14 protein-coding genes are annotated in these 19,247 nt (G+C 71.4%); 3 read left to right on the top strand and 11 right to left on the bottom strand.

Annotated features, from left to right (window positions below; all coding sequences use genetic code 11):
- On the bottom strand, nucleotides 1-675 hold the full coding sequence (locus tag C3V38_RS12295) for a YigZ family protein (protein WP_106385874.1): 675 nt from the start codon (nucleotides 673-675) through the stop codon (nucleotides 1-3).
- A 140-nt stretch (nucleotides 676-815) separates the two neighbouring features.
- Here C3V38_RS12295 and treZ point away from each other — a divergent pair, with 140 nt between their 5' ends.
- Nucleotides 816-2,561, top strand: a complete 1,746-nt coding sequence (gene treZ, locus C3V38_RS12290; protein WP_254426161.1) for a malto-oligosyltrehalose trehalohydrolase — start codon at nucleotides 816-818, stop codon at nucleotides 2,559-2,561.
- Between the two features lie 12 nt (nucleotides 2,562-2,573).
- On the opposite strand, the gene ilvA is transcribed toward treZ, so the two are convergent.
- From ilvA to lspA, 6 genes are all read right to left on the bottom strand, one after another.
- Nucleotides 2,574-3,848: a threonine ammonia-lyase IlvA gene (gene ilvA / locus C3V38_RS12285; protein ID WP_106385872.1), complete on the bottom strand. Its 1,275-nt coding sequence runs from the start codon at nucleotides 3,846-3,848 to the stop codon at nucleotides 2,574-2,576.
- 87 nt (nucleotides 3,849-3,935) lie between these two features.
- The gene (dnaE, locus tag C3V38_RS12280; protein WP_106385871.1) at nucleotides 3,936-7,481 is read right to left on the bottom strand and encodes a DNA polymerase III subunit alpha; all 3,546 of its coding nucleotides are present in this window, start codon (nucleotides 7,479-7,481) and stop codon (nucleotides 3,936-3,938) included.
- Nucleotides 7,482-7,516: 35 nt separating this feature from the next.
- On the bottom strand, nucleotides 7,517-8,401 hold the full coding sequence (gene rarD / locus C3V38_RS12275; RefSeq protein WP_371412153.1) for an EamA family transporter RarD: 885 nt from the start codon (nucleotides 8,399-8,401) through the stop codon (nucleotides 7,517-7,519).
- Nucleotides 8,402-8,486: 85 nt separating this feature from the next.
- Nucleotides 8,487-9,245 carry a hypothetical protein gene (locus tag C3V38_RS12270; protein ID WP_254425975.1) on the bottom strand — a complete coding sequence of 253 codons (759 nt, stop codon included), beginning with the start codon at nucleotides 9,243-9,245 and terminating at the stop codon, nucleotides 8,487-8,489.
- The gene (locus tag C3V38_RS12265) at nucleotides 9,242-10,168 is read right to left on the bottom strand and encodes an RluA family pseudouridine synthase (RefSeq protein ID WP_106385869.1); all 927 of its coding nucleotides are present in this window, start codon (nucleotides 10,166-10,168) and stop codon (nucleotides 9,242-9,244) included. The genes C3V38_RS12270 and C3V38_RS12265 overlap by 4 nt, the downstream gene beginning before the upstream one ends.
- The gene (gene lspA, locus C3V38_RS12260) at nucleotides 10,161-10,763 is read right to left on the bottom strand and encodes a signal peptidase II (RefSeq protein WP_106385868.1); all 603 of its coding nucleotides are present in this window, start codon (nucleotides 10,761-10,763) and stop codon (nucleotides 10,161-10,163) included. Before lspA ends, C3V38_RS12265 begins: the two co-directional genes overlap by 8 nt.
- Nucleotides 10,764-10,833: 70 nt before the next feature.
- On the opposite strand from lspA, the gene C3V38_RS12255 reads away from it, so the two are divergent.
- The gene (locus C3V38_RS12255) at nucleotides 10,834-11,916 is read left to right on the top strand and encodes a hypothetical protein (protein WP_254425974.1); all 1,083 of its coding nucleotides are present in this window, start codon (nucleotides 10,834-10,836) and stop codon (nucleotides 11,914-11,916) included.
- Nucleotides 11,917-11,947: 31 nt separating this feature from the next.
- On the opposite strand, the gene C3V38_RS12250 is transcribed toward C3V38_RS12255, so the two are convergent.
- Nucleotides 11,948-12,439: a hypothetical protein gene (locus C3V38_RS12250; RefSeq protein ID WP_061229114.1), complete on the bottom strand. Its 492-nt coding sequence runs from the start codon at nucleotides 12,437-12,439 to the stop codon at nucleotides 11,948-11,950.
- Between the two features lie 163 nt (nucleotides 12,440-12,602).
- On the opposite strand from C3V38_RS12250, the gene C3V38_RS12245 reads away from it, so the two are divergent.
- Nucleotides 12,603-13,712, top strand: coding sequence for an asparaginase (locus tag C3V38_RS12245; RefSeq protein ID WP_254425973.1), 1,110 nt, complete (start codon nucleotides 12,603-12,605; stop codon nucleotides 13,710-13,712).
- A 226-nt stretch (nucleotides 13,713-13,938) separates the two neighbouring features.
- On the opposite strand, the gene C3V38_RS12240 is transcribed toward C3V38_RS12245, so the two are convergent.
- The 3 genes from C3V38_RS12240 to C3V38_RS12230 all read right to left on the bottom strand — a co-directional run bounded on the left by C3V38_RS12240 (nucleotide 13,939) and on the right by C3V38_RS12230 (nucleotide 19,172).
- Entirely contained in the window at nucleotides 13,939-15,399 is a 1,461-nt protein-coding gene (locus C3V38_RS12240) for a DNA polymerase IV (RefSeq protein WP_106385866.1), read from the bottom strand.
- 52 nt (nucleotides 15,400-15,451) lie between these two features.
- Nucleotides 15,452-18,676, bottom strand: coding sequence for an isoleucine--tRNA ligase (gene ileS / locus C3V38_RS12235; protein ID WP_254425972.1), 3,225 nt, complete (start codon nucleotides 18,674-18,676; stop codon nucleotides 15,452-15,454).
- A gap of 283 nt (nucleotides 18,677-18,959) precedes the next feature.
- Nucleotides 18,960-19,172 carry a hypothetical protein gene (locus C3V38_RS12230; protein WP_106385865.1) on the bottom strand — a complete coding sequence of 71 codons (213 nt, stop codon included), beginning with the start codon at nucleotides 19,170-19,172 and terminating at the stop codon, nucleotides 18,960-18,962.
- Nucleotides 19,173-19,247: the final 75 nt, after the last annotated feature.

The raw sequence follows: 19,247 nt of genomic DNA, 5'->3' as shown, positions 1-19,247 counted from the left end.
TCAGGATTCCATATCCGGGCGCGTCGCCGCGGTCTCGGCGGTCGCGACCCCCGCCTCCACCCATTCCGCGCCCCCGGACGTGCGGGCGGCCAGGATCGGCCCGATCACGTCGAACTCCCCCGCGACTGTGAGCGTCACGCGGCGTCCGTAGTCCACGTCGAGGACGCGCACTCCGGCCGAGCGCAACGCCGCCTCGAGTCCACCGGCGACGGAGTGGTCGATCACGGCCGTCCACGCGGGGGTCCGGGTCACCTCCACGACGCGCCCGCCGCTCCACGCCTGCTCGACGGCATCGCTCACAGCTGCGGAGTAGGCACGCGCGAGACCGCCGGTGCCGAGCTTGGTGCCGCCGAACCACCGGACGACCACCGCGCACACGCCGGTCAGCCCGCTCCCCCGCAGGACGTCCAGCATGGGTGTCCCGGCGGTGCCGGAGGGTTCGCCGTCGTCGTTGGTCCGCTCGATCGGGCCGGCCCCGGGGTCGCCCACGATGAAGGCACTGCACTGGTGGCGAGCCGCCGGATGCGCGGAGCGGAGGTCGGCGATCAGGGCGCGGGCGTCCTCCTCGTCGTCGCACCGTCTCAACACCGCCACGAACCTGGAGCGCTTCTCCTCGTACTCCCCCGTCACGTCCGGACCGGCGGAGAGCCTGAGCACGGGCGGCGATGCGGTCATGCCCCCAGTATCGCGCCCGGTGGCGGTGACGCGGCGCGGCGGTCGGACCCGACCCCTCACCACGGGCACCGGTTTTCCCTACGCTGGGTGGTGTGACCTCTCCGAGCGCATCGACCTCGTCCACAACCACCGGCGCCGACATGTTCTCCGTGTGGGCGCCGGAGGCACGCGCGGTGGGGCTGGTGCTGGACCACCCCGACGCCGATCCCGTCCCCATGCGGCGTGCCGCGGACGGCTGGTGGACGTGCGGCGTTGCCCGGGAACAGGGCAGGGACTACGGGTTCGTGGTGACCGGCGACGACGACGAGGTCGGCCCGCCGCGTCCCGACCCGCGGTCGACGCGTCAGCCGGACGGGGTGCACGGGCTGTCGCGGGTCCACCGCCTCGACCCGTCCCGCTGGACGGACGCGGCGTGGACCGGCCGGCAGCTGGCCGGCTCGGTGATCTACGAGATGCACGTGGGTACCTTCTCGACCGGCGGGACGCTGATCAGTGCGATCGAGCACCTCGACGAGCTGGTCGAGCTGGGCGTGGACATGGTCGAGGTGATGCCCCTGGGCGCGTTCAACGGCGAGTACGGCTGGGGTTACGACGGCGTGGCGTGGTTCGCCGTGCACGAGCCGTACGGCGGGCCGGACGCGTTTCAGCAGTTCGTGGACGCCTGCCACGCGCGCGGCCTGGCGGTGTGCCTGGACGTGGTCTACAACCATCTGGGCCCGTCGGGGAACTACCTCCCGGAGTTCGGGCCGTATCTCTCGGCCGCGGACGGGCCGTGGGGGTCGGGACTGAACCTCGACGGCGAGCACTCGGGCGAGGTGCGGCGCTACATCATCGACAACGCGCTGCGCTGGTTCGACGAGTTCCACGTCGACGCACTGCGTCTCGACGCCGTGCACGCGCTGCACGACGCGTCGGCCGTGCACCTGCTGGAGCAGCTGGTGGTGGAGGTCGAGTCACTGTCCACCCATCTCGGGCGGCCCCTGTCGCTCATCGCGGAGTCCGACCAGAACGATCCGCGGACCGTCACCGCGCGGGAGGCCGGCGGGCTCGGACTGGACGGGCAGTGGGTCGACGACGTGCACCATGCCGTCCACGCCGCGGTCTCCGGAGAGCGACAGGGCTATTACGTGGACTTCGGGTCGCTCGAGTCGCTCCGGCAAGTGCTCACGGGCGCGTTCCTGCATGCGGGAACCTATTCGACCTTCCGGGGTCGTGTGCACGGGCGGCCGCTGAACGTGGATCGGGTGCCGGGTAGTCGGTTCGTCGCCTACACGCTGACCCACGACCAGGTGGGTAATCGCGCGGCCGGCGATCGGCCGTCGATGAATCTGACCCCGCAGCAGCAGCTGGCCAAGGCAGCGGTCGTGCTGTGTTCGCCGTTCACGCCGATGTTGTTCCAGGGCGAGGAGTGGGGTGCGCGGACGCCGTTCTGCTTCTTCACCTCGCATCCCGAGCCGGAGCTGGCCGAGGCGGTACGGCAGGGGCGGACGCGCGAGTTCGCGGCGATGGGCTGGGATCCCGACACGGTGGCGGACCCGCAGGATCCGGAGACGTTCCGCCGTTCGGTGCTCGACCGCTCGGAGCAGGCAGTCGATGAGCACGCCGAGATCCTGCGCGTCTACCGCGCGCTGATCGCCCTGCGCAAGGCCGAGCCGGAGCTGAGCGATCCGTGGCTCGCGCCGGTCCGTGTGGAGTGCGGTGTCGAGGCCGACGACGACCGCTGGCTGGTGGTCCATCGTGGATCGTTGGCGTTGGTGGTGAACCTGGGCACCGAGCCGTGTCGTGTCCCGCTGGACGGCGAGGCGGTGCTGGCCTCTGCTGCGGTGGCCGACGCCGAGTCGGTGTTCTGCCAGGCGTTCGGGTTCGCGGTGGTGCGGACACGCTGACGCCCGGTCGGGTCAGGTCAGGTATTCGTAGGCCGCAGTGCCCGGCTCGAGACGCTCGCAGTCGATGCGGGAGGCGTCCATGCGCTCGAGCAGTGAGTGCAGGCCGGTGGCCGACCCGAGCTCGATGCCCACCAGCGCCGCACCGAATTCGCGGTTGTTGCGCTTGAGGTACTCGAACTGCGTGATGTCGTCCTCGGGCCCCAGAACCTCGTCGAGGAAGCGACGCAGCTGGCCCGGCTCCTGCGGGAACTTGACCAGGAAATAGTGCTTGAGGCCCTTGTGGACGAGGGACCGCTCGATGATCTCGCTGTACCGCGAGACGTCGTTGTTCCCGCCCGAGACGATGCAGACGACAGTGGCGCCCTCGTCGATCTCGAACTGGTGGAGGGCCGTCACCGCCAGCGCGCCGGCGGGCTCACAGATGATCCCCTCGTTCTGGTACAGCTCCAACATCTCCGTGCACACCGCGCCCTCGTCCACCGTGAGGACCTGGATCCGCTCGGTCATCGAGGAGATGACGCCGAACGGGAAGTCACCGAGCCGGGCGACGGAGGCGCCGTCGACGAAGGTGTCGACCGTGTCGAGGGTGACGGGCTCCCCCGCTTCCAGAGCTCTCGTCAGCGACGGGGCGCCAGCGGGCTCGACGGCGATGATCTTGCAGTCCGGCGCGTACTCGGCCAGATAGGTCGCGATGCCCCCGGCCAGTCCGCCGCCACCGACCGGGACCACCACGGCGTCGGGGACCTCGTCGAGCTGCGCGAGGATCTCGGCGGCGATCGTGCCCTGCCCGGCCATCGTGTCGGGGTGGTCGAACGGGGGCACCATGGTCGCCCCGGTGCGCGTGGCGTCCGCGCGGGCAGCCGCCTGGGCGGCGTCGAAGTTGGTCCCCGTCACCACGAGCTCGACCCAGCTGCGGCCGTGGGCCAGGATCCGGTCGCGTTTCTGCTTGGGCGTGTTGGTCGGCACGTAGATGCGGCCGTTGATCCCGAGGACCCGGCAGGCGAACGCCACTCCCTGGGCGTGGTTGCCGGCGCTGGCGGTGACCACGCCCGCGCTGCGTTCGTCGCCGGTCAGCTGCGCCATGAGGTTGTACGCGCCGCGGATCTTGTAGGAGCGGACCGCCTGCTGGTCCTCCCGCTTGAGCAGGATGCGCGCGCCGGTCTGCTCGCTGAGCCGCTCGCTGGCCTGCAGGTCGGTCGACCGGATGACGTCGCCGATCCGGCGGGCTGCGGCGTCGATATCGTCGGTGGTCACGACCTGGGTGGTCGCGGGTTCGGTGGCGGTCACAACCACCAGTGTCCCACCGCCTCCGCGATCACCGCCAACCGGTCACCGCGTGGCCACCCGGCGAGGCACGCGTGCGCCGCTGTCCGGTCAGCCCGCGAGGCAGCCGGCGCCGAGTAGCGCCTTGAGGTCCCCCATGAGGGAGGACGACGTCTCGACCCGCAGTTGGTCGTCGAGCCGCAGGACGGTCGAGGAGTTGCCGTTGACCAACCGCAGATGGACGTCGGAGGGGCCGGGGTGGCGGACAAGGACCTGCTTGAGCGCGGTGACCGTCTCGATGGTGCACATCCGCGTCTGCAGCGTCAGCGCGAGGGGCGCGCCGTTGCCGCCGACGACCAGGTCCGGCACCTCGAGGGTGTCGCCGAAGACCGACACGCGGTCCTCACGGATATTGATCCGCGCCTTGACCAGCACGACCGCGTCCTCGGCGATGTCCAGTGCAGCGATCCGGTAGGTCTTGGGGAAGAACAGCACCTCGACGCTGCCGTTGAAGTCCTCGATCGTCACGATCGCCCACGGCTCGCCGTTCTTGTTCACCCGCCGGTCGACTCCGGAGATGATCCCGCCGATCGTCACTGCGGTGCCGTGGGCCAGCTCGCCCTCATGGATCGTGGCGATGTTCGTGTCGGTCTTGGCCTCCAGTGCGGCCTCGAGCCCGTCGAGAGGGTGCCCGGACACGTACAGGCCCAACATCTCGCGCTCGAGGGCCAGTTTCTGCTTGGTGTCCCACTCCTCGTCGGGCACGCGGACGGCGAACACGTCACCGAAGCCGGTGTCGGCCGCGGTGTCGTCTCCCCCACCGAAGAGGTCGAACTGGCCGACGGCCTCGGCCTTCTTGGTGGACATCACCGATTCCACGGCGTCGGCGTGGACCAGGAACAGACCCTTGCGCGGATGACCGAGCGAGTCGAAGGCGCCGGCCTTGATGAGCGACTCGGTGACCTTCTTGGTGCAGGCGGTCTGGTCGATCTTGGCGAGGTAGTCCGAGAAGTCGGTGAACTCGCCCTTGGCCTCACGCGCGGCGACGACCGAGTCCACGACCTGCGCGCCGACGTTGCGCACGGCACCCAGGCCGAACCGGATGTCCTCGCCGACGGAGGCGAAGTTGGTCAGCGACTCGTTGACCGACGGCGGGAGCACCCTGATGCCCATCTGCCGGCAGTTGGACAGGTACAGGGCGGCCTTGTCCTTGTCGTCCCCGACGGAGGTGAGCAGCGCGGCCATGTACTCGGCCGGGTAGTTGGCCTTGAGGTAACCGGTCCAGAAAGACACGAGGCCGTAGCCGGCGGCGTGCGACTTGTTGAACGCGTACGAGGCGAAGGGCTCGATGGTGCCCCACAGCGCGTCGACGGCCTCCTTGGAGAACCCGCGCTCGAACATACCGCCCGAGAACTTCTCGTACTCCGCGGCCAGGACCTCGGCCTTCTTCTTACCCATGGCCTTACGGAAGCCGTCGGCCTCACCGGCCGTGTATCCCGCGAGCTCGCGGGAGATGGCCATGATCTGCTCCTGGTAGACGATCAGGCCGTGGGTCTCCCCGAGGATCTCCTTGAGCGGCTCCTCCAGCTCAGGGTGGATGGGCACCAGTTCCTGCTTGCCGTTCTTGCGGTCGGCGTAGTTCCAGTGCGTACCCATGCCCATGGGGCCGGGCCGGTACAGCGCGAGGGCGGCCACGATGTCGTTGAAGCCGGTGGGCTTCATCCGCTTGAGCAGCTCGCGCATGCCGCCGGAGTCGAGCTGGAACACGCCCAGGGTGTCACCGCGGGCGAGCAGATCGTACGTCGCCTGGTCGTCCGTGCTCAGCGTGTCGAGGTCGATCTCCTCACCACGGTTGAGCTTGATGTTCTCCAGGCAGTCACCGATCACCGTGAGGTTGCGCAGGCCCAGGAAATCCATCTTGAGCAGGCCGATGTCCTCACACGACGGGTAGTCCCAGCCGGTGATGAGGGCTCCGTCCTGCGCGCGCTTCCACATGGGGATCACGTCGAGCAGCGGCTCGGAGGACATGATCACCGCACACGCGTGAACGCCGGCCTGACGGACCATGCCCTCCAGCCCGCGGGCCGTGTCGTAGATCCGCTTGACGTCGGGGTCGGTCTCGAGGAGTTGGCGCACCTCGGCGGCCTCGCCGTACCGCTCGTGCTTGGGGTCGGTGATCCCGGACAGCGGGATGTCCTTGGCCATGATCGGCGGCGGCAGCGCCTTGGTGATGCGGTCGGCGATCGCGTACCCGGGCTGGCCGAAGTTGACGCGGGCGGCGTCCTTGATGGCGGCCTTGGTCTTGATGGTGCCGAAGGTGATGACCTGGGCGATCTTGTCGGCGCCCCACTTGTCGGACGCGTAGCGGATCATCTCGCCGCGACGCCGGTCGTCGAAGTCGATATCGATATCGGGCGCGGACGGCCGCTCGGGGTTGAGGAACCTCTCGAACAGCAGTCCGTGCTCGATGGGGTCGATGTTGGTGATCTTCAGCGCGTACGCCACCAGCGCGCCGGCGGCGGAGCCTCGGCCGGGGCCGACCTTGATGCCGATCGAGCGGGCGTGCTCGATGAGGTCGCCGACCACGAGGAAGTAGCCGGGGTAGCCCTTGCCCTTGATGACCTCGAGCTCGAAGTTCGCACGCTCGATGTACTCCTGCGGCACCCCGTCGGGGAAGCGCCACTGCAGACCCTTGTGGACCTCCTTGGCCAACCAGGTGTCCTCCGTCTCGCCCTCGGGTACGGGGAACTTGGGCATCCGGTCGCGCGGGGTCCAGATGTCGTCGTACGGCTGGACACGCTCGGCGATCCACAGCGTGTTGTCGCAGGCGCCGGGGACCTCGGAGTCCCACTGGGCGCGCATCTCCTCGGCGGACTTGAGGAAGTAGCCGTCCCCGTCGAACTTGAAGCGGTTCTCGTCGGCCAGCGTCTTGCCGGTCTGGACGCAGAGCATGGCCTCGTGGGCATGGGCCTGCTCGCGGGTGACGTAGTGGCAGTCGTTGGTCACGAGCGGCGGCATGCCCAGGTCCCTACCGAGCTTGAGCAGGTCCTCCCGGACCCGCCGCTCGATGTCGATCCCGTGGTCCATGAGCTCGAGGAAGAAGTTGTCCTTGCCGAAGATCGACTGCCACTTCTCAGCCGCCTCGTAGGCCTCCTCGATGTGCCCGAGGCGCAGGCGGGTCTGGATCTCGCCCGAGGGGCACCCGGAGGTGGCGATGATCCCCTCGGAGTACTCGGCGAGGATCTCGGCGTCCATGCGCGCCCACTTGCCAAGCTGGCCCTCGTACGAGGCCAGCGAGGACAGCCGGAACAGGTTCCGAAGGCCGGTGGCGTTCTCCGCGACCATCGTCATGTGCGTATAGGCGCCGGAGCCGGCGACGTCATCGCTCTTCTGGTGCTTCTCGCCCCACAGGATGCGCTTCTTCTCGAACCGCGACTCGGGGGCGACGTACGCCTCGATCCCGATGATGGGCTTGACCCCGCTCTTCTTGGCCTGCTTGTAGAAGTCCGAGGCGCCGTACATGTTGCCGTGGTCGGTCATCCCGACGGCGGGCATACCGAGACGTGACGCCTCCGCGAACAGCGGGTCGATCTGCGCCATCCCGTCGAGCATCGAGAACTCGGTGTGATTGTGCAGATGCACGAACTGATCGCCCACGAAAGCACTCCTCCTACGGACTCGTCCGCCACAGTCTAGGTCGGATCACCGACAGCCCTCGAACCCCCAGGACGGACCAAGCGTGGCGTGCGACCGGCCAGCGTGAACGCGATGACCGCGGTCCAGATGAGTGCGAAGCCCACCCACTGGACGGCGTCGAGTCGCTCGCCCACGACGAGCAGCCCCCACGCCATCTGCAGGACCGGGACGATGTACTGCAGCATGCCGACGGTGGCCAGCGGGATGCGCTGCGCGGCGACGGCGAACAGCAGCAGCGGCACCACGGTGACCAGGCCGGAGGCGGCCAGCAGCGCGGAGTGCCCCGCACCGTGCCCGGTGAAGGTGCCCGCGCCGGACGCGCCCAGCCAGACCAGGAAGGCCACCGCGACGGGCGTCGTCACCGCGACCTCGCCGAGCATCCCGGTCACCGGATCCACGCGCAGCTTCTTCTTGAACACGCCGTACAGACCGAAACTCACGGCGAGGATCGCCGACAGGTACGGGAAGTGACCGTATCCGGCGGTGAGGACCCCGACGGCGACGACGGCGAGGGCCACCGCGAGCCACTGTGGGCGGGTGAGCCGTTCGCGGAAGACGATCACGCCCAGCAGCACGCTGACCAGCGGGTTGATCGTGTACCCCAGTGCCGCCTCGGTGACCCGCTCGGAGTTGACCGCGTACACGTAGACGCCCCAGTTGGCCGAGACGAAGACGGCCGCACCCCCGATGCGGGCCCAGGAGGTGCGGTCCACGGCGCGCACCCGCCCCCAGCCGCGCAGCAGCGTGACCACGATGGCCATGACGACGAACGACCACACGATGCGGTGGGCGAGGATCTCGACCGCCCCGGCGGGCTCGAGCAGCGGGAAGAAGGCGGGGAAGAACCCCCAGAGCGTGTACGCCGCGACGCCGGCCGCCATGCCGACGGCGACCGTCCTGTCCTTCTCCCCTGCCGCCACATCGTTCACCGGCGCAACCCTAGCCCCGGTCACCCGCGGTGGCCGGTCAGGCGGGGGGAACGGGGGCGTCGTCCGGGAGCGGCAGGGCGGCGTCGACCTGCTGCGGTAGCAGGGGCCGGACGGCGAAGCGCTCGTAGACCGCGTCGGGCGGGAGCGCCTCCACCGCCCGCACACCCGGGGTCCCGGCCACCGCGTGCAGTTGGCCGGTCGTGCCGCGCACGAGCAGCCCGATGATCGCGGACTCCCCCGCCCGGATGCGGGACGCGGTGAGCGCCGCGGCCGCGGCCGCCCGGTCCGACCCCGCCGGGGCGAGGTCCAGCCGCGCGGCCACCTGCTCGAGCCCCCGGCCGAACACCGCCTCGCGCCCGGTCTCCCCCGCCACCGGCTCGGCCAGCGCCACGCCGGTGACGGGCATCGCCACCCCCTCGACCGGCACCTGCACGGACAGCCCCGAGACGCGCGGCAGCCCCCGCACCGCGCCGGCGGCCTCGGCGAGCGACCACGCCTCACCGGCGCTCACGAGGGCCCAGCGGTGGGCGTCGGGGTCGGTGACGCGGCCCTCGTCGTCGCCGTCGTCACCCGCTCCCCCCGGGACGTCTGTCCCGCCGCCCACGGTGGCCAGTGAGGCGGCCGCGCGGTCGAGGTAGTCACCGACCCGCTCGCCGGGGTCGGGCCCCAGGGCGTCGCTCATCACCCCCGGGCTGCGCGGGAGCTCGGTGCGCAGCGCGACGAGGATCGTCACCAACGCCAGGACGATCACCACCCCCACGCCGGCGACCCGCAGCAGCCGCGCGGCGCCGGTCATGCGTCGCGGAGGACGTCGACCGCGTGCTGCAGGTCGTCGGGGTACCGGCTCTCGAAGTCCACGCGCGCCCCCGTGCCGGGGTGCTCGAAGCCGAGGCCGACGGCGTGCAGCCACTGCCGCTCGAGGCCCAGCCGCCGCGCGAGGACCGGGTCCGCGCCGTACGTGAGGTCGCCCGCGCACGGGTGGTGCAGCGCGGAGAAGTGCACGCGGATCTGGTGGGTGCGGCCGGTCTCGAGCTTGACCTCGACGAGCGTCGCGGCCTGGTGCGCCTCGAGGGTGTCGTAGTGGGTGATCGACGGCTTGCCGTCGGAGGTGACGGCGAAGCGCCAGTCCGACGAGGTGTGCCGGCCGATCGGCGCATCGATGGTCCCCGAGAGCGGATCGGGGTGGCCCTGCACCAGCGCGTGGTAGGTCTTGTCGACGGTCCGGTCGCGGAACGCCCGCTTGAGCAGCGTGTACGCCCGTTCGGACGCCGCGACCACCATCAGTCCGGACGTGCCGACGTCCAGGCGGTGGACGATCCCCTTGCGCTCCGGCGGGCCGGAGGTGGAGATGCGGTACCCGGCGGCGGCCAGGCCGCCGATCACCGTGGGGCCGGTCCAGCCGACGGACGCGTGCGCGGCGACACCGACCGGTTTGTCGACGACGACGATGTCCGCGTCCGAGTACAGGACCGCCATCCCCTCGACCGGCTCGGCGACCACAGCGGGCTCGGCCCGCGGTTCGGGCATCTCGACCTCGATCCAGGACATCCCGGTGAGCTTGTCGGACTTGCCCACCGTCCGCCCGTCGAGCAGGACCTTGCCCTCGCCGGCCAGGTCCGCCACCGCGGTGCGCGAGATGCCCAACAGCCGGGAGACCCCGGCGTCGACGCGCATACCGTCGAGACCGTCCGGGACGGGGAAGGTACGCAGCTCACCCATCGGCCGGGTCCCCCTTGGCGACGGGGGCGGCGTCGTCCGACACGCGGGAGCCGTCGAAGTCGATGTTGCGCAGCACCGCCACGGCCACCACGATCACGCCCGCGACCAGGCACGAGTCCGCGACGTTGAACACCGGCCACCAGCCCACGGCCATGAAGTCCACGACGTGGCCCTGCAGGATCCCGGGCGCCCGGACGTAGCGGTCCACGAGGTTGCCGGCGGCGCCACCGAGGATGAGGCCCAGGCCCCACGCCCACCATATGGAGTGGACGCGGCGGGAGAACCACAGCAGCCCCAGCACCACGACCGTGGCGACGACGCTGAGCACGACCGTCGACTCCGTGCCCATCGAGAACGCGGCGCCAGGATTGCGCAGCAGCACCAACCGCACCGTGTCACCCACGAGCTCGATCGGGCGGGCGTTCTCGAGGTTGGCCACCGCGAGCACCTTGGTGACCTGATCGATCATGATCACCACGGCCGCAATCGCCAGCATGACCGCCGGCCCGGCGCGGAAGTACCCGGGCGCGGTGGCCCGAGGTCCGGGTGTGCTCGCTCCCGCGGCGTCAGGCCGCGTGCCGTCGGTCTCCGTCATGCCGCCCAGTATCCCTGATGCCGTCGCCGACCCGACGGCTGCGGGTGGGCGACCCTCTAGGCTCGGGGCCGTGGACCCGCGATCGACCGTCATCCCCGGCCCCTCCCGAACCACCCGCCGCGAGCGTGGCGGCGACCGAGGACGGGGTGGCCGCGGCGGCCCCGGTCGGCGCCTTCTCGCGGCCGCGCTCGCGGCCACCCTCGTAGCCGGTACCGCCGCGTGCGCCGACGACGACGCGTCCGACCCCGCCGCCGGCCCCTCCGCCACGGGGCAGGGGGCGACCGACGGGGCGGGGGTCGCTGCGGACACGGACGCGCAGGCGCTCGAGCCCGAGGTGAGCGTCGACCCCGGACCCGCCCCCACCGTGGCGCTGGTGGACGCCGGGCAGGGCGAGCGGCGGATCCTCGCCTACGCTCCGTCGCTCGAACCGGCGGTCGTGGCCGTGACCCGCGCAGCCACCTCCCGCACCGAGGTGCCGGGTTCCGAACCGAGGGTCGACGACACTCCGGAACAGACACTCACCCTGGAAGGGCGTTCCGAACCGGACGTCGACGGCGCACAGCGGGCCACCGTCACCGCGCGCGAGTTCACCTCCGTCGACGACCGCCGCTCCGCACAGTTCGCCACCGCGCCCGGCTTCACCGTCACCTGGACCCGCAGCGCCGACGGGATCATCCGCGAGCTCTCACTGGCGGCACCGGCGGGTGCGACCGACGCCGCACGCGCCGGCGTCGAGATCACCGCCAACGCGATCTCGGAGGCGACCGTCGCGTTCCCCACCGAGGAGATCGGCGTGGGCGCCCGGTGGACGGTCACCCGGCAGGTCGACGACGCGGTCGCCCCGACCCGGGTCACCACCTACGAGCTGGTGGACCTCGACGGCGACGTCGCCACCGTCCGGTCACGCACCGAGGCCCCCGATCCCCAGGACACCCTCACCGCGCCCGCGCCCGACGGCGGGCCGGGCGTCACCCTGGACGTGGAGTCCTACGACGTCTCCGGCTCCGGCGAGCTGACGGTCGACCTCCGGGCCGCCATGCCGGTGGGCGGGACGACCGAGTCCTCCACGCGGACCGCCTACGTCGACCCGGATTCCGGACGACGGTCGACCTACGAGGAGGACTCGGAACTGAGCTTCCGCACGGTGGACTGACCGCCGGCGCGGCGCCCGGCGGTCGCCCGGATCAGGCCGCGGCGCAGGTGGCCGGCGGCTGGAGCCCGGCGTTGGTGATCAGCGCGCAGGCGAAGGACTTCTGCAGCTGCCACTGGCCGTTCTGGTTGATGAACTGCGCCTGGACGTTGATGTCCTCCTGGCCCGGCTGGGTGATCACCGCGTTGGCGATGAGCGTGCCCGGGATGTCGCCCTCCGCGACCCCGGTAATCGTCACGCCGGCACCCTGCTCGGCCTTGAGGGCGGCGATCTGGTCGAAGATCTCGGGCGCCTCGGCACCCCCCTCGACGAGGTCGACCTTCTCCTCCACCGGAACGGCGGGATCGGACGCCCGGTCGAGGAGCCCGGTCAGCTCCGCGGCGGTGGGCACGGCGGCGGTCTCCTGCGCGCTCGTGGTGGGCGCGGGTGCGGTCTCGCGCTCATCGCCTCCACCCCCACAGGCGGCGAGGCCACCCATGGCGAAAGCGGACAGGGAGAGAGCGGCGATGGTCCGTCGAAGACTCACGCGGGGGTCCTTTCGTCGAGATGTGGGGCACCGGGCATCCGGCGCCGAGCCGGTCCCGGCTCCGAACCGTGTCACCGGCCCAACGAACACTGGTCGGCCATTGTTCCATCGTCGGCGGCCCGGGTTTTTGACGACGAGCCGCCCGCACAGCACTGTGGACCGGGTGACCAGCGGCCAGACCAGCACCGATACCCCCCACATCGTGATCTGCACCACCGGCGGCACGATCACCGCCTCCACGACGCCCGAGGGCGCGGTGGTGGCCGGGGACTCCGATCCGGCCACGGCGGCGATGCTCGACGCGCTCCGCGCCGTGCTGCCCGGCGAGATACGGGTGAGCGCCCGCGCCGTCCTCGACGCCGACTCCTCCACCTTCGGACCCGCCGAGTGGGACCTGATCGTCGACACCGTCGCGGACGTCCTGGCCGACCCGGAGGTCTCCGGGGTGGTCGTGACCCACGGGACGGACACCCTCGAGGAGACCGCCATCGCGCTGGACCTGCATCACGCGGACCCGCGGCCCGTGGCGCTCACGGGCGCGCAGCGTGCCGCCGACCACCCCGAGGCCGACGGGCCCGCGAACCTGCTCGACGCGGTGCTGTTGGCCGCCGACCCGGTCTCCCGCGATCTGGGGGTGCTGGTGGTGCTCGGGCGGGCGATCCTTCAGGCCCGCGGGGTGCGCAAGTGGCACACGACCGATCCCGTCGCCTTCGCCCGCAACTCCCCCGAACACCCTGTGGAGGACCTGCCGCCGGAGCTCGAACGTCCCACACTGACCGGACGGGCCCGGTTCGCCGACACCCGGGTGGACGTGGTCGCCTGCCCACCGGGCTCCGACGCCGCGGCCCTGAACGCGTGCGTCGCCGCCGGCGCGCGCGGGCTGGTCCTGGAGGGCTCGGGGTCGGGCAACCTCCCGCCCCTGGTCGCCGACGCGGTGGCCCGGCTCGCCGAGGACCGGCCCGACATCGTGGTGGTGGCCTCAAGCCGGGTGCCGCGGGGCGAGGCGACCGCGACGTACGGCGGCCGGGGCGGCGGTGCCGAGCTCGCGGCCCGCGGGGTGCTCTCCGCCGGCTACCTGCGCTCGGGGCAGGCCCGCGTCCTGCTGGCCGCTCTCCTGTCCGTCGCGGAGGGGGCGGAGGTCGACGTGGACGATGATGCCGATGTCGCCGCCGACGCCGCCGCCTACGCCGACGCCGACGCCGACGCCGACGCCGACGCCGACGCCGCGGCGAGGGTCCGCCGCGAGTGGTCGAGGTTCCACCTCTACAACTGACGAACGGGCCGCCGAGCAGCCCGAGAACCCCTCACCGCCGCGGGCCGTTAGTGGCACGGGCCGAGCGGGTGAACTAGCCGCCCGTCGCCATGTCGTCTCGCGCGCTCCGCCGTGGGGGCGAGACGCCATGCCGAGGAGCGGCTGGGTTCGAAGCGGGCATCCACGGGCGCGAGACGCCATCGCCGGGAGCAGCTGCGAATCGGGGCGGGCATCCACGGGCGCGGGGTCACCAGCCCAGGGAGTCCAGCGGGTCCGCGGGCTCGAGCGCCGGATCATCCTCGACGAACGTGCGCATCCGGCCCGGCCCGGTCACCGCTGTCTCGAACCGCACAGAGACCCGCCCGTGCCCCGAGCCCTGCACCCAGCCGTGCCCGAACTCCGGGTGACGCACGTCCGCGCCGGTCTCGAACCGTCGGTCCTCGCCCCGGCGCCACGCCCCGATCGCCGGTAGCTCCCCCTCACCCGTCCCCGCGGCGGCCCCCGCGCCCGCGGGCCCCGACCCGGCATCCGCCGGCTCGGACTCCTCCGTGGTCACGGTGGTGCCCACACCGACGATGTCGGGCAGGTCCTCGTCGTCGTCGACCCCCGCCCCCGGGCGCGCGCCCAGGGTGAACTCCTGCTCGAACAGCGCGTCCTGGTGAAAGTCCGTCAGGCCCGCCACCCCCACGCCCAGGAGGCGGATCGCGCCGAAGTCCACCGGATCCGGCGCCAGGGACCTGGCCACCGCGATGATCGTCTCGAGCGAGGTCGTGCCCTCCGGCAGCGTGTACGAGCGGCTGATCGACGTGAAATCCGAGCGCTTGACCTTCACCGTCACCGTGCGGGCGGCACGCCCGTCGCGCAGCAGCCGACGGTGCGCGGCCTCCGCCGCCCGTCGTACCGCCGCGGTGACCTGGCCGGGAGTGGTCAGGTCGGCGGCGAACGTACTCTCCGCGCTGATCTGCTTGGCCTCCGCGCGTTCGTGCACCGGCCGGTCGTCGTACCCCCGCGCGATGCGCGCGATCGCCGGGCCCACGGTCCGCCCCAGAGCATGGGCCACGTCGTCGTCGTCCATCGCGGCCAGGTCGCCGATCGTCGTCACCCCGAACTGCGCCAGCCGCTCCCCCGCCACCGGCCCGACACCCCACAGGCTCCGGACCGGAAGCGGGTGCAGCACCCGTTCGTGATCGCGTCGCGCGACCACCGCGACCCCGTCCGGCTTGGCCAGCTCGGACGCGATCTTGGCGTACTGCTTGCCCGCCCCCGCACCGACCGAGGCCGGCAGCCCAGTGGACTCGCGGATCGCCGCCCGCAGATCCTGCGCCCACCGCCGGGTGCGGTCCACGTCGGCGCCACGCAGCTCGGGCGGCTCGAGGAACGCCTCGTCCACCGACACCTGTTCGACCACCGGCGCGTGCTCGGCGAACACCTCGAACACCCGGCGACTCAGCGCACGATACACCGGCATCCGAGGCGAGACGAACACCGCCGACGGGCCGACGAGACGCCGCGCCTGGTGCGACGGCATCGCCGACCGCGCCCCGAACGCCCGCGCCTCGTACGAGCACCCCGCCACCACGCCGCGGCCGCCCTGCCCGCCCACGAGCACCGGCCGACCCCGCAGGGTCGGCCGGGTGAGCTGCTCGCAGGAGGCGAAGAACGCGTCCATGTCGACGTGCAGGACCCAGCGGTCCTGCCCGTCGGTCACCTCCGCCTCCGTCGGATCACGATCGCGCCCGTCAGGGTCGGGGCCGGGCCGATCAGACCCGCGCCAGCGTCATCCGGACGCCCTCGGCGAGCTCCACCGCGTCCCCCTCGGCCGCGTCCAGGCCGTCGACCACCGCGAAGTCGGTCGCCAACACCTCGGCGGCGATGAGCTGCGCGTGACGATCGGCCCACTCGCGGCGATCGGCCGGCACCGCCATGCGCACACGGATGCGGTCGGAGATGTCGAACCCGGCCGCACGGCGCGCCTCCTGGATCTCGCGGACGCGGTCCTTGGCCCAGCCCTCCGCCTCGAGCTCCTCGGTGACCGTCAGATCCAGCACCACCAGGCCGGCACCGCCGGGCAGCGCGGCCGTCGACTCGGGATCGGCGGCGACCAGGCGGTGCTCGTACTCGCCCTCCTGCAGCTCGATACCGCCGGCGGTGACCACCCCGTCGACCTCGGTCCAGTCGCCGGTCTTGGCGGCCTTGATGCAGGACTGGACCTGCTTGCCGAGCCGCGGACCGGCGGCGCGGGCGTTGACCGCCAGCTCCATCCGGCCGTGAGCGGCCACGTCGCTGGTCAAGTGGACATCACGGACGTTCACCTCGTCGGCGATGATGCCGGTGAACGGCTCGAGCCGCTGCGCGTCCGGCATCGCCACGGTGAGCGAGTTCAGCGGCAGACGCACCCGCAGGTGCTTGGCCTTACGGATCGAGGACACGGTCGAGCACACGTCGCGCACGGCCTCCATCGCCTCGACCAGCGCGGCGTCGCGGGGCAGCTCGTCCGCGGCCGGCCAGTCCACGAGGTGCACCGACTCCTCGCCGGTGAGCCCGGTCCACACGACCTCGCTCATCAGCGGCAGCAGCGGCGCAGCGAGCCGCATGGTCGTCTCGAGCACCGTGTACAGCGTGTCGAACGCGTCGCGAGAGTCCCGCCCGCTGTCCTCGCCCGCCCAGAACCGGGACCGCGACCGACGCACGTACCAGTTGGTCAGCGCGTCGGCGAACAGGCGCAGTTCGTCGCACGCGGCGGCGATGTCCGTGGCGTCCAGGGCCTCGGTCATGGCGTCGCGGGTCGAGGCCAACCGGGACAGGATGTAGCGGTCCAGCACGTGCTGGGAGTCCGTCCGCCACGTCGCCCGGCGGGAGGCGTACAGCTGGAAGAAGCTGTACGAGTTCCACAGCGGGAGCATGGCCTGGCGGACGCCCTCGCGGATCCCCTGCTCGGTCACCACGAGGTTGCCTCCGCGCAGGATCGGGGAGCTCATGAGGAACCACCGCATGGCGTCCGAGCCGTCACGGGCGAACACCTCGTTGACGTCCGGGTAGTTGCCCTTGGACTTGCTCATCTTGAGCCCGTCGTTGCCCAGGACGATGCCGTGGGCGGCGACGTGCGTGAACGCCGGGCGGTCGAACAGGGCGGTGGCCAGCACGTGCAGGGTGTAGAACCAACCGCGGGTCTGCCCGTTGTACTCGACGATGAAGTCGCCCGGGTTGTGGGTCTCGAACCACTCCTTGTTCTCGAACGGGTAGTGGACCTGCGCGAACGGCATCGACCCGGACTCGAACCAGCAGTCGAAGACGTCGGCGACGCGCCGCATGGTCGACTTGCCCGTCGGGTCGTCCGGGTTGGGTCGGGTCAGGTCGTCGATGTACGGCCGGTGCAGGTCCGTGGGCCGGACGCCGAAGTCCCGCTCGAGCTCGTCCAGCGAGCCGTACACGTCCACGCGCGGGTAGGCCGGGTCGTCGGACTCCCACACCGGGATGGGCGCGCCCCAGTAGCGGTTGCGGTTGATGTTCCAGTCACGCGCCCCCTCGAGCCACTTGCCGAACTGGCCGTCGCGGACGTGCTCGGGCATCCACGTGATGTGCTCGCGGTTGAGCTCCACCATGCGGTCCCGGAACGCGGAGACCTTGACGAACCACGCGGGCAGCGCCATGTAGATGAGCGGCTGGCCCGAGCGCCACGAGTGCGGGTAGGAGTGCTCGATGGTCTCGTGGCGGATCAGTCGGCCCGCCGACCGCAGGTCGCGGGAGATGGGCGCGTTGGCGTCAAAGACCAGCTGCCCCGCGTACGGCGGCACCTCCGAGGTGAACTTGCCGTCGGGCCCCACCGGGATGACGAGCTCGATGCCCGCGGCGTCACAGGCCTCCTTGTCCTCCTCACCGAAGGCCGGGGCCAGGTGGACGATGCCGGTACCGGACTCGGTGGAGACGTAGTCGGCCGAGAGCACGACGTGGGAGTTGGGGTGTCCGGCGAAGAAGTCGAACGGCGGGGTGTAGCGCAGGCCCACCAGCTCGGAGCCCTTGACGGTGGTCTCGACCTGGGCGTCGTCACCGAACTCGGCCGCGTAGACGCCGCGGCGCGCCTCGGCCAGCACGAACACGCGGCCGGCGAAGGGCCCCGAGTTGACCCGCACGACCGAGTAGTCGATCTCGGGGTGCACGGCGGCGGCGAGGTTGGACGGCAGGGTCCACGGCGTGGTGGTCCACACGAGGGCCTCGGCCCCGTGGAACGGGCTGTCCTGCGGCGCCTCGAGCGGCAGTCCCACGGTGACGGCCGGGTCCTGGCGCATCTTGTAGGCGTCGTCGAGCCGGGTCTCCTGGTTGGACAACGGTGTCTGCTCGTACCAGGAGTACGGCAGGACGCGGAAGCCCTTGTAGACGAGACCCTTGTCGTAGAGCTGCTTGAAGGCCCACAGGACGGACTCGGTGAAGTCGATGTCGAGGGTCTTGTAGTCGTTGTCGAAATCCACCCAGCGGGCCTGGCGGTGGACGTACTGTTCCCACTCGTCGGTGTACTGCAGCACCGACTTCTCGCACGCGGCGTTGAACTCGGCCAGACCCATCTCGAGGATCTGGGACTTCTCGGTGATCCCGAGCTGCTTCTCGGCCTCGAGTTCGGCCGGCAGTCCGTGGCAGTCCCAGCCGAAGCGGCGTTCCACCTTGTAGCCGCGCATGGTGCGGTAGCGCGGGACGACGTCCTTGACGTAGCCGGTGAGCAGGTGGCCGTAGTGGGGCAGGCCGTTGGCGAAGGGCGGGCCGTCGTAGAAGACGTACTCCTCCGCGTCCGCCCGGTTACGGATGGACTCGCGGAAGGTGTCGCGCTCGTCCCAGCGGGCGAGAACCGTCTCCTCGAGGGCCGGGAACGAGGGGGTCTGTGATGTGGTGCCGCCGGTGAGGTCGACGATCGGGTACGCGCTGCCGGTGGCACCGCCCTCGGCGTCGCCGGACGCCGGGTCGGCGGATTCGCGGTTCACGGGCTCGGTGCTCATGGGGGCGGACTCCTCGCATACGGGGCCCGCACGAGTTCGCATCCGTGGGGCCGGTCAGGCCTGCGCTCGGGGACGATCCGGCGGCGCCCAGCGCGCCACCGTCCGCGGTACCACCCCGTTTGGCGACGACGTGCGACGCCCACTCGTGGGTCGGGCTGTGACGGGCTCCCCCGTTCGGTTCTACTGAGCGGGTCCCGAAGCGGGACCGCGCCGTTCTTCCGAGCGCTCCCCGGTGATGGCCGGATCATCGCGCGTCCGACTCGGGGCCGGACGGTGTCCGATATTACCCGTCGGCCCGGACGTCCGCCTCTTCCGAGGTCCCGCGGCCACGCGTGTCACGCTCACCGCGCCCCTGGATGAGGTCGATCACCAGCAGCAACAGCCCCACCGCTCCCACGACGATGCACGCCCAGGCCCACCCGATCTGACCGGTCGCGACCGCGGCGACGAGAAAGCCGAATCCGAGGATCGTCAGTCCGAGCGCGGCGACGAGCATCCGTGCCTCCTGGGGGCGGTGCGTGGTGGCAGGGGATGCGCCACGCACTGTGGTGCGCACCCCTTGCCGTCGAAT

This window comes from Dietzia sp. oral taxon 368 (assembly GCF_002999155.1).
GTDB lineage: Bacteria > Actinomycetota > Actinomycetes > Mycobacteriales > Mycobacteriaceae > Dietzia > Dietzia cinnamea.
Note: the sequence above shows the minus strand (reverse complement) of the source record. Positions and strands in the feature narration are given on the sequence as shown.